The organism is Agromyces mediolanus (genome assembly GCF_044917495.1).
Taxonomy (GTDB): Bacteria; Actinomycetota; Actinomycetes; order Actinomycetales; family Microbacteriaceae; genus Agromyces; species Agromyces mediolanus_B.
The window spans coordinates 66,110-79,147 of record NZ_JAVSSI010000002.1 but is presented as its reverse complement, the minus strand read 5'-3'; the positions used below and the strand labels follow the sequence as shown (position 1 = coordinate 79,147).

The window sequence follows — 13,038 nt, the reverse complement described above, 5'->3', positions numbered from 1 at the left end:
CAGCACCCCGTCCGACGGGCCCCGATGCGCGATGCATCGGGGCCCGTCGGCGTTTCCGGGGGCGGACCGACGGGATGCCGCCGCCCTAAGCTGGTGGACATGGCGAGCACCCCGACGAGCGACGACGGCGCGCCCGTCGACGTCGCCGCACCGGCACCGGGCGACGCGCCCGTGCGCCTCCGCCTCGGCATCGCCTACGACGGCGGCGGCTTCGCCGGGTGGAGCGCGCAGCCGGGCCTGCGCACCGTGCAGGGCACGATCGAGCAGGCGCTCGGCACCCTGTTCCGGCGGGCGGGCGTCGCGCCGCGCCTCACGGTGGCCGGCCGCACCGACGCGGGCGTGCACGCGCTCGGTCAGGTCGCGCACCTCGACGTGCCCCCGCAGGCCCTCGCTGCGGTCACGAAGCCGCGCCGCGGCGACGCCGCTCCGGGGGAGGCCGCCGACCCCGCTTCCGTGCTCCTGCGGCGGCTCACGGGCATCCTGGGCGCCGCGGAGGCCGACGTCGTCGTCACCTCGGCGGTGCTCGCGCCGCAGGGCTTCGACGCCCGCTTCTCCGCGGTCTGGCGCCGCTACGAGTACCGCATCGCCGACGGCGGTGCGCTGAAGGATCCGCTGGCGCGGAACCGCACGGTCTGGCTGCCGCGCACCCTCGACGTCGGAGCGATGGATGCCGCGGCGCGCTCGCTCGTCGGGCTCCACGACTTCGCCGCCTTCTGCAAGCCGCGGCCGGAGGCGACGACGATCCGAACACTGCAGGCGTTCGGCTGGGAGCGCGGCGAGGGCGGCGTGCTCGTCGCCCGCCTGCAGGCCGATGCCTTCTGCCACTCGATGGTGCGCGCGCTCGTCGGCTCGAGCGTCGCCGTGGGGGAGGGGCGGCTCGACCCGGCGGATCCCGCCGCCCTGCTCGCCGCGGCCGAGCGCACGAGCGCGTTCAAGGTGATGCCGGCGAAGGGGCTCGTGCTCACCGAGGTCGGCTACCCGCCCGACGAGGAGCTCGCGGCGCGCGCCGAGCAGACCCGAGCCCGCCGCGAATTGCGGGTCGACGGGGTCGTCGGCTAAACTCTCCCTTTGGTGCCACGGCGCCGACCTTCAGGTCGACCCCCGGTATCCGAAGTTGAGCCCTCCACCGGGGCGTTCACGCGCATCGCGCACGAACACCCCACCGGAGCGGGATTCACGAACCTCTCACTCGATACAGAAAGCAGCACTCCCGTGACGCGTACGTACACCCCGAAGCAGAGCGAGATCCAGCGCGACTGGCTCGTCATCGACGCCGCCGACATCGTGCTCGGCCGCCTCGCCAGCCACTCCGCCGCCCTGCTCCGCGGCAAGCACAAGGCGATCTTCGCCAACCACGTCGACACCGGCGACTTCGTCATCATCATCAACGCCGAGAAGGTGGCCCTCACCGGCCAGAAGCTCGAGCAGAAGAAGGCCTACCGCCACTCGGGCTACCCGGGCGGCCTCAAGGCCGTCGGGTACGCCGAACTCCTCGAGAAGAACCCCGTCCGCGCCGTCGAGAAGGCGATCCGCGGCATGCTCCCGAAGAACTCGCTCGGTCGGGCCCAGCTCAAGAAGCTGAAGGTCTACGCCGGCCCGGAGCACCCGCACGCGGCTCAGCAGCCGAAGCCGTACACCCTCACCCAGGTCGCGCAGTAAGCGCCCCCTCGACTTCTCGAAAAGGACTCATTACCACCATGGCGAAGATCGCAGACCAGATCGACCAGGCTCCCGAGAGCTACACGACCGAGAGCGCCGCGGCTGAGGCCCCCGCCGCCGCCCGCCCCGTGCTGAACGTCTCGGGCGCGGCCGTCGGCCGCCGCAAGCAGGCCATCGCGCGCGTGCGCGTCGTCCCGGGTGCCGGCGGCATCAAGGTGAACGGCCGCGAGTTCGCGGACTACTTCCCGAACAAGCTCCACCAGCAGCTCATCACCGACCCCTTCACCGTGCTCGAGCTCAACGGCTCGTACGACGTGATCGCCCGCATCACCGGCGGCGGCCCCTCGGGCCAGGCCGGCGCGCTGCGCCTCGCGATCGCCCGTGCGCTGAACGAGATCGACCGCGAGAACAACCGTCCGACCCTGAAGAAGGCCGGCTTCCTCACGCGCGACGCCCGCGTCATCGAGCGCAAGAAGGCCGGTCTCAAGAAGGCGCGCAAGGCTCCGCAGTTCTCGAAGCGTTAATCGCTTCGCCGGACTTTCCGCATGCCTCGGCTATTCGGAACCGACGGGGTCCGGGGCCTGGCCAACCGTGAACTCACGGCTGACCTGGCCCTGGGCCTCGCTCAGGCGGCTGCTGCCGTCCTCACCCAGGGACGCCACGCGGAGGAGAACCGCGCGGCCGGGCGACGTCCCGTCGCCGTCGTCGCGCGCGACCCCCGCGTCTCGGGCGAGTTCCTCACCGCCGCCGTCGCGGCCGGCCTCGCTTCGAGCGGGGTCGACGTCCTCGACGCCGGGGTGATCCCCACTCCCGCGACCGCGTTCCTCATCGACTCGATCGACGCCGACTTCGGCGTGATGATCTCGGCGTCGCACAACCCCGCCCCCGACAACGGCATCAAGTTCTTCTCGTTCGGCGGCACGAAGCTCCCCGACGTGGTGGAGGACCGCATCGAGGGCTTCCTCGGCAAGCAGAAGCTCGCGCCGGTCGGCGACGGCGTGGGGCGCATCCGCCGCTTCGCCGACGCGGAGGACCGCTACGTCGTGCACCTGCTCGGCACGCTGCCGCACCGCCTCGACGGACTGAAGGTCGTCCTCGACTGCGCCCACGGCGCCGCGGCGGGCGTCTCGCCCGAGACGTTCCGCGACGCCGGTGCGGAGGTCGTCGTGATCGGCGCCGACCCCGACGGCATCAACATCAACGACGGGGTCGGATCGACGCATCTCGGTCCGCTGCAGGCGGCCGTCCTCGAGCACGGCGCCGACCTCGGCATCGCGCACGACGGCGACGCCGACCGCTGCCTGGCCGTCGACGCCGAGGGCAACATCATCGACGGCGACCGCATCATGGCGATCCTCGCGGTCTCCATGAAGGAGCGCGGCAAGCTCGTCGACGACACCCTCGTCGTCACGGTGATGTCGAACCTGGGCCTGAAGCGGGCGATGGCCGAGCACGGCATCCGCATCGTCGAGACGAAGGTCGGCGACCGTTACGTGCTCGAGGAGCTCACGGCGGGCGGCTACGCCCTCGGCGGCGAGCAGTCCGGGCACGTCATCATGAGCGAGTTCGCGACGACCGGCGACGGCGTGCTGACGGGCCTGCACCTCGCAGCCGAGGTCGCGCGCACGGGCAAGTCGCTCGCGGAGCTCGCCTCCGTGATGCGCGTCTACCCGCAGGTGCTCGTGAACGTCCGCGACGTCGACCACCACGCGCTGCACGACAACGCCGGCGTCGCCGCCGCGGTGGCCGCGGCCGAGGCCGAGCTGGGCGACTCCGGTCGTGTCCTGCTCCGCCCGAGCGGCACCGAGCCGATGGTGCGCGTCATGGTCGAGGCCGCCGAGCAGTCCGTGGCCGATCGGCACGCGGCGACGCTCGCCGAGATCGTGAGCGTCGAGCTCGCCCGCTGAGCGCGCGAACGGGTGGTGCCGGCGAGGCATCCGGAAAGCAGGGCCGGAATCGCCCGTCTCCCCGGAGGCGGGCGATTCGCCGTTCCGGCGGCGCTCGGATGCCGGGGCGGGCTCAGCCGCGCGGGCGGGCAGCCGCGCGGCCGCTCAGCCGCTCAGCCGCGCAACCGGGCTCAGAGCTTCCGCAGGAGCACGCTCGACACGGTGTGGTCGGCGCTCTTCCGCAGCACGAGCGAGGCGCGCGAGCGCGTCGGCCGCACGTTCTGCAGCAGGTTCGGCTCGTTGATCCCGTGCCAGATCTCGCGGGCGCGCTGCCTGGCCTCCTCCTCGGAGAGCGAGGCGTAGCGGTGGAAGTAGGATCGCGGGTTCGCGAAGGCGCCGCGCTGCAGCTTCAGGAACCGCTCCTCGTACCAGCGGGCGATGTCGCCCGTACGGGCGTCGACGTAGATCGTGAAGTCGAACAGGTCGCTCACCGCGAGCCGGTGCCCGGGCCCGGGCGGCTGGAGCACGTTCAGCCCCTCGACGATGAGGACGTCGGGCCGGCGCACGGTGATCTGGGCGTCGGGGACGATGTCGTAGGCGAGGTGGGAGTAGAACGGCGCGCGCACCTCCGCGGCCCCGGCCTTCACCTCGCTCACGAAGCGCAGCAGCGCCCGGCGGTCGTACGACTCCGGGAAGCCCTTCCGCGCCATCAACCCGCGCCGTTCGAGCTCCGCGTTCGGGAAGAGGAAGCCGTCGGTGGTCACGAGCTCGACCCGGGGCGTGTGCTCCCAGCGGGCGAGGAGCTCGCGGAGCAGACGCGCGATCGTCGACTTGCCGACCGCGACCGAGCCGGCCACGCCGATGACGAACGGGGTCGGGGCGAACTGCTCGCGGAGGAACTCGCTCGTCACCTTGTGCAGGGCCTTCGTACCGCCGACGTAGAGGTTCAGCAGCCGGGAGAGGGGCAGGTAGACCTCGGCGACCTCGCGGGGGTCGAGCGGCTCGCCGAGCCCGCGGAGCTGCACGAGCTCGGTCTCCTGGAGCGGGGAGGGCATCGACGGGGCGAGCGCCGCCCAGTCCGCGCGGTCGAGTTCGATGAACGGCGACAGTTGCGGAGCGTTCGACGCTGGATGATGCTGATCCGGCACCCGCACAGTCTAGTGACGGGCGCGGGGGTGCTCGTCCCGTGCGGCGCTCGTCCAGGATCTCGCCGCTAGGATCGTGCGCATGTGTGGAATCGTCGGATACGTGGGCGCCCGTTCGAGCGTCGACGTCCTCATGGGTGGCCTGCGCCGCCTCGAATACCGTGGCTACGACTCGGCCGGAGTCGCCGTGATCGGCGCCGAGGGTGAGCTCGCCACGGCCAAGCGCGCCGGCAAGCTCAAGGTGCTCGCCGAAGCGCTCGAGCAGCAGCCGCTCGAGGAGGGCGGCACCGGCATCGGGCACACCCGCTGGGCGACCCACGGCGGCCCGACCGACGCCAACGCGCACCCGCACCTCGCCGACGAGGGGCGCCTCGCGCTCATCCACAACGGCATCATCGAGAACTTCTCCGAGCTGAAGCAGGAGCTCCTCGACGAGGGCTTCGCCTTCGCCTCCGAGACCGACACCGAGGTCGCCGCCGTGCTCCTCGGTCGCGAGGTCCGTCGCACCGGCGACCTCCGCGCCGCGTTCCGCGCCACCGTGCAGCGGCTCGAAGGGGCCTTCACGCTCCTCGCCGTGCACCGCGACGAGCCGGGCCTCGTCGTCGGCGCGCGCCGCAACTCGCCGCTCGTGCTCGGCCTCGGCGAGGGCGAGAACTTCCTCGGCTCGGACGTCGCGGCCTTCGTGGAGTACACGAAGCGCGCCGTCGCCATCGGTCAGGACCAGATCGTCGAGCTCACCGCCGACGAGGTGCGCGTCACCGACTTCGAGGGCGCCCCCGTCGAGGTCGAGTCCTTCGAGGTCGCGTGGGATGCCTCGGCCGCCGAGAAGGGCGGCTGGTCGTCCTTCATGCGCAAGGAGGTCGCCGAGCAGCCCGACGCCGTCGCGAACACCGTGCGCGGCCGCATCGCCGACGAGCAGGTCGTCATCCCCGAGCTCGAGGCCCTCGGCGACGAGGAGCTCCGCGCCGTCCGTCGCATCACGATCATCGCCTGCGGCACCGCGTCGTACGCGGGCCTCGTCGCGAAGTACGCGATCGAGCAGTGGGCGCGGGTGCCCGTCGAGGTCGAGCTCAGCCACGAGTTCCGCTACCGCGAACCTGTCATCGAGCAGGACACCCTCGTCGTGTCGATCAGCCAGTCGGGCGAGACGATGGACACGCTGATGGCCGTGAAGTACGCCCGCGAGATGGGGGCGAAGACGGTCTCGGTCTGCAACACCCAGGGCGCGACGATCCCGCGCGAGTCCGACGCGGTCGTCTACACGCACGCCGGGCCCGAGGTGGCCGTTGCCTCGACGAAGGCCTTCGTCGCGCAGATCACCGCGCTCTACCTCTTCGGCCTGCACCTCGCCCGGGTGCGCGGCACGCTGACCGCGGGCGAGCTCGCGGCGCAACTGCACGAGCTCCAGGCGGTGCCGGAGAAGCTCGCCGCGGTGCTCGAGGAGTCCGAGAAGGTCGCCCAGCTCGCCCACTGGATGGCGGACACCCGCTCGGTGCTCTTCCTCGGCCGCCACGTCGGCTACCCGATCGCCCTCGAGGGGGCGCTGAAGCTCAAGGAGCTCGCGTACATCCATGCCGAGGGCTTCGCCGCCGGCGAGCTGAAGCACGGGCCGATCGCGCTCATCGAGCCGGGCCAGCCGGTGTTCGTCGTGGTGCCGAGCCCGCGCCACCCGAACAGCCTGCACCCGAAGGTCGTGTCGAACATCCAGGAGATCCGCGCTCGCGGCGCCCGCGTCATCGCGATCGCCGAGGCGGGCGACGCGGCCGTGCTGCCGTTCGCCGACGAGGTCATCCGCATCCCGCTCGCCGCGCCGCTCTTCGAGCCGCTGCTCGCGGTCGTGCCGCTGCAGGTGTTCGCGATGGAACTCGCGCAGGCCAAGGGCCTCGACGTGGACCAGCCGCGGAACCTCGCGAAGTCCGTGACGGTGGAGTGACCGGGGGCGCATGAACGACGGGGGCTGTGTGAGCGACGGGGTGCGCGCGTGATCGCGGGCATCGGGGTCGACGTGGTCGATCTCGACCGCTTCGAGCGCTCGATCCGTCGTACCCCGGCCCTCGTCGAGCGCCTGTTCGCCGAGAGCGAACGGGGTCGTTCGCCCCGCTCCCTCGCCGCCCGCTTCGCCGCGAAAGAGGCGCTGATCAAGGCGCTCGGCGGGCACGCGGTGCTCCGCTGGCAGGAGATGCGGATCGTGCAGGATGCCGACGGCAACCCGGGCTTCGAGGTCACCGGCGGACTCGCCGAGCACCTCGACTCGCTCGGCATCGACGTGCTGCACCTCTCGATGAGCCACGACGCCGGCATCGCGAGCGCGTTCGTCGTCCTCGAGCGGAGCGGGGGATCCGGCGCATGAGCGAGCGACCCTTCCGCGAGGCCGTGATCGACCTCGACGCGGTGACCGCGAACGTCCGCACCCTCGTCGACCGCCTGGGCGGGACGCGCGCCATGGCGGTGGTGAAGGCCGACGCCTACGGCCATGGCGCCGTGCCGGTCGCCCGTGCCGCCCTCGCCGGCGGCGCCGGCTGGCTCGGCACCGCCGATCTCGGCGAGGCGCACGAGCTGCGGGCGGCCGGCATCGACGCGCCGATCCTCGCCTGGTTGCACGACCCGGGTGCCGACTTCGGTCCCGCGATCGCCGCGGACATCGACCTCGGCCTCTCCGCCGAGGCGCAGCTGCTGCGGGCGGCCGATGCCGCGCGCGCGCTCGGCCGGCCCGCCCGGGTGCACCTGAAGATCGACACCGGGCTCAGCCGGAACGGCGTGCAGCCCGACGACTGGCCGAGCGCCGTGCGCCTCGCCGCGGCGCTCGAGCGCGAGGGCGTCGTGCAGCTGCGCGGCGTCTTCAGCCACCTCGCGAACACCTCGGCCGAGTCGGACGCCGCGCAGCTGGCCGCCTTCGAGCGCGCCCTCGCCGAGGCCGGCGCCGCCGGACTCGCGCCCGAGCTCCGCCACATCGCGTCGACGGCCGCGGCGCTCACCCGGCCCGATGCGCGCTACGACCTCGTGCGGCTCGGCATCGCCTGCTACGGCATCCCGCCTTTCGCCGACGGCACCACCTCGGCCGAGCTCGGCCTCATCCCCGTGATGACCCTCCGGGGCCGGGTGGCCGCGGTGCGCCGCATCGCCGCGGGCGACGGCGTCTCCTACGGCCACACCTGGCGCGCCGAGCGCGACACGACGCTCGCGCTCGTGCCGCTCGGCTACGCCGACGGCATCCCGCGGCAGGCCTCCGGCCGCGGCGAGGTGCTGCTCGCCGGCGCGCGGCGGCCGGTGGTCGGGCGGATCGCGATGGACCAGTTCCTCGTCGACGTCGGCGACGACGCCGTGGCGGTCGGCGACGAGGTCGTGCTCTTCGGCGACCCCGCGACGGGTGCGCCGTCGGCCGACGACTGGGGCGTCGCCGCCGACACCATCGGCTACGAGATCGTCACCCGGATCGGCCCGCGCGTGCCGCGCGGCTACCTCGGCGGCGCGTGATGCGGCTCGAGGTCGCCGACACCGAGGCGATGGAGGCGTTCGGCCGCCGTCTCGGCGCCGCGCTGCGCGCGGGCGACCTCGTGCTGCTCACCGGGCCGCTCGGCGCCGGGAAGACGACCCTCACCCGCGGCATCGGCGAGGGGCTCGGCATCCGGGGCCCCGTGCAGAGCCCGACCTTCGTGCTGGCGCGCACGCACCCGAGCCTCGTCGGCGGCGCGCCGCTCGTGCACGTCGACGCCTATCGGTTGAGCGACGCGCTCGAGCTCGACGACCTCGACCTCGACTTCGCCGGCTCGGTGGTCGTCGCGGAGTGGGCGGCCGGGCTCGTCGACGAGACCCACCCGGCCTGGCTCGAGATCGTCATCGAGCGCCGCACGGGCGCCGGCGTGGCCGGGGAGGACGGCGCCGCGCCCCGCGCGGACGCGGACCTCGACCTCGAGGCCGACGAGCCCCGCACCCTCACCCTCCGCGGCCCCCTCCTCGAGCGTATTCAGGAACATCCGGCCGATACGTCCGAGTAGCGCGGGCGCCCGGGCCCGGATTCCGCGGATGCCGATCGGGATGCTCCTGAGTTTGTGCGAGGGGCGGGGCGAATAGGCTTGAGGCATGCTCCTCGCCATCGACACTTCGGCAGGCACGAGCGTCGCCGTCGTCGATCGCGACGGCGGCGTGCTCGACCAGCGCGGCACCGCCGACGCGATGCGGCACGCGGAGGTCATCGGCGAGCTCATCGCCGAGTCGCTCCGCGCCGCCGGCGTCGCCCCGACCGCGCTCTCGGGCGTCGCCGCGGGCATGGGCCCCGGGCCCTACACCGGGCTCCGCGTCGGCATCGCCGCCGCGCACGCCTTCGCCCTCGGCATCCGTCGTCCCTTCGTGCCTGTGCCGAGCCACGACGCCGTCGCCTGGGCGCACCTCGTCGCCGGCGGCGCCTCCGCCGTCCAGGTCGTCACCGATGCGCGCCGCCGCGAGTTCGCCGTGTCCGAGTACCTGGGCCTCGACGGCGACGGGCTGCCCGTGCGCACCGCCGGGCCGCGGCTCGTCCCGCGCGAGGAGGTGCCGCCGTTCGCGGGCGTGCGGCTCGACGCGGCCGAGGTCCCGGCCGGCGGCATCGGCATGCTCGCCGAGCTCGCCTTCGCGGCGGGGCGCCTGCCGCTCGCGGGCGACGCCGCGATCTACCTGCGCGAGCCCGACGTCACCCCCTCGGCCGGCAAGCGGGTGACGCGATGAGCGTGCTCCTCCGGCGCGCGCGGCCGGCCGACCTGGCCGCGATCATGCGGCTCGAGCGCGACACCTTCGCCGACGACGCCTGGCCCGAGGACGCCATGCGCCGCGAGCTCGGCAGCGAGCACGGCTACTACCTCGTCGCGGTCGACGGGGAGGCCGAGGCCGACAGCGCGGGCGACGAGCCCACGGACGCCGACGGCGCGGACTCCGAGCGGGCGGATGCCTCCGGCGCCGTCTACGCCTACGCGGGCCTCCTCGCGCCGCGGGGGAGCGGGCAGGGCGACATCCAGACGATCGCCGTCGACCCCGAGCACCGCGGCACCGGGCTCGGCCGGGTCCTCATGCAGGCGCTCATCGCCGAGGCGCGGCGGCGCGACGCCGAGCACGTCTTCCTCGAGGTCCGCGCGGACAACCCCGTCGCCCGCGGCCTCTACGCCTCGCTCGGCTTCGCGGAGCTCGGCGTCCGCCCGGGCTACTACCGCCACGGCATCGACGCGGTGATCATGCGGCTCGAGGTCGCGCCGGCCGTGACCCGGCCGGCGGTCGCCGAACGCACGGTCGCCGAACGCACGGGCGCCGCGACCGAATCGAACGACCCGACCGGGGAGGACCTGCGATGAACCGGAGCGCCCCGCTCGTGCTCGGCATCGAGACGAGCTGCGACGAGACCGGCGTCGGCATCGTCCGCGGCACCGAGCTGCTCGCGAACACGATCGCCTCCTCGATGGACGAGCACGCGCGGTACGGCGGCGTCGTCCCGGAGGTCGCCGCGCGGGCGCACCTGGAGGCGCTCGACCCCACGATCCGCCAGGCGCTCGCCGAGGCATCCGTCTCCCTCGACGAGATCGACGCCGTCGCCGTGACGAGCGGTCCCGGGCTCGCCGGCGCCCTCATGGTCGGGGTCGGCGCGGCGAAGGCGCTCGCCGTGTCGCTCGACGTGCCGATCTACGCCGTGAACCACCTCGTCGGGCACGTCGGCGCCGATCTCCTCGACACCGCGGCGCCGCTCGAGACGCCGACGATCGCGCTGCTCGTGTCCGGCGGGCACACCTCGCTGCTCCTCGTGCGCGACCTCGTCTCCGACGTCGAGCTCCTCGGCGAGACCATCGACGACGCCGCCGGCGAGGCCTTCGACAAGGTCGCCCGGCTGCTCGGACTGCCCTACCCGGGCGGCCCGGAGATCGATCGCGCCGCCGTCGGGGGCGACCCGGCCGCCATCCGCTTCCCGCGCGGACTCACCCGCCCGAAAGACCTCGAGCGCCACCGCTACGACTTCAGCTTCTCCGGGCTGAAGACGGCCGTCGCGCGCTGGGTCGAGCAGCGCGAGGCCGCGGGCGAGCCGGTGCCCGTCGCGGATGTCGCGGCGAGCTTCCGCGAGGCCGTCGTCGACGTGCTGACGCGGAAGGCGATCGACGCCTGCCGCGAGCTCGGTGTGCCCCGCCTCCTCCTCGGCGGCGGAGTCATCGCGAACGCGCGCCTGCGGGAGCTCGCCGCCGAGCGCGCCGCCGCGGACGGCATCGAGCTGCGGATCCCGCCGCTCTCGCTCTGCACCGACAACGGCGCCATGATCGCCGCACTCGGCGCGCAGCTCATCATGGGCGGCCACGGGCCGTCGACGCTCGGCTTCGGCGCCGACTCGACGCTCCCGGTCACCGACATCCAGGTCTGAGCGGGCGGGGCCCCGCTCCGGACCTCGCGCGGGGGTCCGGGCGCGCGGTAGTGTGGAATGCGAGGCCGGATGCCTCGGGGGGAACTGCGCCCGAAGCGGCGCGACCGGGCATCCGCGCACGAGGAGGGCCAGCGATGAGCGATCCCAGGCAGAACTCCGACCCGGCGTTCACGCCCGCGTCGGCCGACTTCGGCATGGCGACCTCGGCCACGCCGCCGGAGGACCCGATCGTTCCCAACTACGTCGATCAGGAGTCGCGCATCCAGGCGCCGGCGAAGACGAACACCCTCGCGGTCGTCTCGCTCGTCGCCTCGCTCGCCGGGCTCCTCACCGGATTCGGCTTCCTCGTCGGCATCATCTGCGGGCACATCTCGCTCAGCCAGATCAAGAAGACCGGCGAGCAGGGCCACGGCGCGGCGCTCGCCGGCACCATCATCGGCTACGTCGGCATCGCCCTGTCCGTGATCGCCATCATCGTGGTGATCGTCGTCGTCGCGGCCGCCGCCACGATGTCGAGCGTCAGCGGCTGACGACCGGCCGAACCGTCCAGATCCGACCCCAGACGTCCCGCGCACGCAGCGCGACACGAGAGGCACGCACATGAGCGAGCAGAACACCCCGCAGAACCCGGCCGAGCCGGACCCGGTCGCCGGCGGCACCCCCGAGGTGCCCTCCGCGCCCGAGCCGCCGGAGACGCCCGCCGCACCGGAGCCGCCGGCCACGCCGGCCGCGCCCGAACCCCCGGCCGCCCCGACCCCGCCGTCGTACGGCGCACCCGAGGCCCAGGCCCCCGCCGCCCCGCAGCCGCCCGCCGCGGCGCCGGCGCCGCCCGCCTACGGCGCGGCCACGGGGGAGCAGCCCCCGGCGTACGGTCAGCAGCCCTACGGCCAGCAGCCGGCGTACGGGCAGCCGCAGCAGCCCGCGTATGGTCAGCCGGGCTACGGCCAGCCGCAGCAGCCCGCGTACGGTCAGCCGGGCTACGGCCAGCCGCAGCAGCCGGCGTACGGGCAGCCGGGCTACGCTCAGCCGGGGTACGCCGGGTACGCGCCCGCCCCCGCCGCGCCCACGCCGACGCTCAGCATCATCTCGATGATCGGCGGCATCCTCGGCCTCCTCGGCAGCCTGTTCTACGGCTTCGGCGCGCTCTTCTCGATCGCGGCGGTCGTGCTCGGCTTCCTCGGCCGCAAGAAGGAGCCGGCGGCGAAGGGCTTCTGGCTCACGGGCCTCATCACGGGCTTCGTCGGCATCGCCGTGGGGCTGCTGTGGATCGTGGGCATCGTGATCTTCTTCATCGTGCTCGCCGCAGCGGGCAGCACGTACAGCTACTGATCGGTCCGATCCTGTCCGAGCCGAACGAACGCGCAGGGGTCCCGTCGGACGACGGGACCCCTGCGGGCTTCGACCCCGAGCGCCCGCTCGCCCCGTACCAGCCGGCCGAGCCCACGTTCCGCGGCGAGCCCGCCGTGCGGGAGGCGCTCGGCGGCGGCACGGGCCGGCGCCGCCGGGTCGACGACGGCGACGACCGCGACCCGCTCGGCGTGGCCGCGGGGGCGCACCGCGACGACACGCCGCCGACCGCGATCGAGCAGCGCGAGTACGAGGTCCCGGTCGACACGGGCCAGTTGCGCTCGCTGTCGACCGGGCAGCTGCTGCTCGTGCACCGGCCGCCGCTGCCCGAGCCGGTCGAGCAGGTCGCGGTGGCCGACGACGACGATGCCCAGCGGCGCGTCTACAGCTGGATCTCCGTCGTGACGGGGGCGATCGGCGGCATCGCCTCGCTCTTCGTCGGCTGGATGCTCCCCGTCTCCCTCGCCGCGATCGTCTTCGGCGTGCTGGGACTCCGCCGCGAGGAGCACGGCCGCGCCCTCGCGTTCGCGGGCATCGGCACCGGCCTCGCGGGCCTCGTGTTCTCCGCCGTGTGGATCGGCTACTACGCGATCGTCTTCGGCGCGCTCCCGCGCTGAGCGGGCGGCCTCCGCGC

The 13,038-nt window shown here is 73.8% G+C and carries 15 protein-coding genes; 14 read left to right on the top strand and 1 reads right to left on the bottom strand.

Annotated features, from left to right (window positions below):
• Positions 1-99 precede the first annotated feature (99 nt).
• The 4 genes from ROT00_RS03085 (at position 100) to glmM (ending at position 3,566) form a co-directional block, all read left to right on the top strand.
• Positions 100-1,059: a tRNA pseudouridine synthase A gene (locus ROT00_RS03085; protein ID WP_404772246.1), complete on the top strand. Its 960-nt coding sequence runs from the start codon at positions 100-102 to the stop codon at positions 1,057-1,059.
• 153 nt (positions 1,060-1,212) lie between these two features.
• A complete protein-coding gene (rplM, locus tag ROT00_RS03080) occupies positions 1,213-1,659 on the top strand; it encodes a 50S ribosomal protein L13 (RefSeq protein WP_189083735.1) in 447 nt (148 codons plus the stop codon).
• Between the two features lie 38 nt (positions 1,660-1,697).
• Positions 1,698-2,183 carry a 30S ribosomal protein S9 gene (gene rpsI / locus ROT00_RS03075; protein WP_189083736.1) on the top strand — a complete coding sequence of 162 codons (486 nt, stop codon included), beginning with the start codon at positions 1,698-1,700 and terminating at the stop codon, positions 2,181-2,183.
• Positions 2,184-2,204: 21 nt separating this feature from the next.
• Positions 2,205-3,566: a phosphoglucosamine mutase gene (gene glmM, locus ROT00_RS03070; protein WP_404772244.1), complete on the top strand. Its 1,362-nt coding sequence runs from the start codon at positions 2,205-2,207 to the stop codon at positions 3,564-3,566.
• 170 nt (positions 3,567-3,736) lie between these two features.
• On the opposite strand, the gene coaA is transcribed toward glmM, so the two are convergent.
• On the bottom strand, positions 3,737-4,693 hold the full coding sequence (gene coaA / locus ROT00_RS03065) for a type I pantothenate kinase (protein WP_404772243.1): 957 nt from the start codon (positions 4,691-4,693) through the stop codon (positions 3,737-3,739).
• A 79-nt stretch (positions 4,694-4,772) separates the two neighbouring features.
• Between coaA and glmS the strand changes: the two genes are divergently transcribed.
• The 10 genes from glmS (at position 4,773) to ROT00_RS03015 (ending at position 13,021) form a co-directional block, all read left to right on the top strand.
• Complete coding sequence (glmS, locus tag ROT00_RS03060) at positions 4,773-6,623, top strand: glutamine--fructose-6-phosphate transaminase (isomerizing) (protein ID WP_404772242.1); 1,851 nt, start codon at positions 4,773-4,775, stop codon at positions 6,621-6,623.
• 48 nt (positions 6,624-6,671) lie between these two features.
• Positions 6,672-7,040 (top strand): holo-ACP synthase, encoded by a 369-nt coding sequence (locus ROT00_RS03055; RefSeq protein WP_404772240.1) that lies wholly within the window; start codon positions 6,672-6,674, stop codon positions 7,038-7,040.
• A complete protein-coding gene (gene alr, locus ROT00_RS03050) occupies positions 7,037-8,164 on the top strand; it encodes an alanine racemase (RefSeq protein WP_404772238.1) in 1,128 nt (375 codons plus the stop codon). Before ROT00_RS03055 ends, alr begins: the two co-directional genes overlap by 4 nt.
• A complete protein-coding gene (tsaE, locus tag ROT00_RS03045; RefSeq protein WP_404772236.1) occupies positions 8,164-8,685 on the top strand; it encodes a tRNA (adenosine(37)-N6)-threonylcarbamoyltransferase complex ATPase subunit type 1 TsaE in 522 nt (173 codons plus the stop codon). Before alr ends, tsaE begins: the two co-directional genes overlap by 1 nt.
• A gap of 85 nt (positions 8,686-8,770) precedes the next feature.
• A complete protein-coding gene (gene tsaB / locus ROT00_RS03040) occupies positions 8,771-9,391 on the top strand; it encodes a tRNA (adenosine(37)-N6)-threonylcarbamoyltransferase complex dimerization subunit type 1 TsaB (protein WP_404772234.1) in 621 nt (206 codons plus the stop codon).
• A complete protein-coding gene (locus tag ROT00_RS03035; RefSeq protein ID WP_404772232.1) occupies positions 9,388-10,008 on the top strand; it encodes a GNAT family N-acetyltransferase in 621 nt (206 codons plus the stop codon). Before tsaB ends, ROT00_RS03035 begins: the two co-directional genes overlap by 4 nt.
• Positions 10,005-11,057, top strand: coding sequence for a tRNA (adenosine(37)-N6)-threonylcarbamoyltransferase complex transferase subunit TsaD (tsaD, locus tag ROT00_RS03030; protein ID WP_404772230.1), 1,053 nt, complete (start codon positions 10,005-10,007; stop codon positions 11,055-11,057). Before ROT00_RS03035 ends, tsaD begins: the two co-directional genes overlap by 4 nt.
• A gap of 134 nt (positions 11,058-11,191) precedes the next feature.
• Positions 11,192-11,587, top strand: coding sequence for a DUF4190 domain-containing protein (locus ROT00_RS03025; RefSeq protein ID WP_404772229.1), 396 nt, complete (start codon positions 11,192-11,194; stop codon positions 11,585-11,587).
• Between the two features lie 70 nt (positions 11,588-11,657).
• A complete protein-coding gene (locus tag ROT00_RS03020) occupies positions 11,658-12,386 on the top strand; it encodes a DUF4190 domain-containing protein (RefSeq protein ID WP_404772227.1) in 729 nt (242 codons plus the stop codon).
• Positions 12,387-12,520: 134 nt separating this feature from the next.
• Entirely contained in the window at positions 12,521-13,021 is a 501-nt protein-coding gene (locus ROT00_RS03015) for a hypothetical protein (RefSeq protein ID WP_404772226.1), read from the top strand.
• The last annotated feature ends 17 nt before the right edge of the window (positions 13,022-13,038 follow it).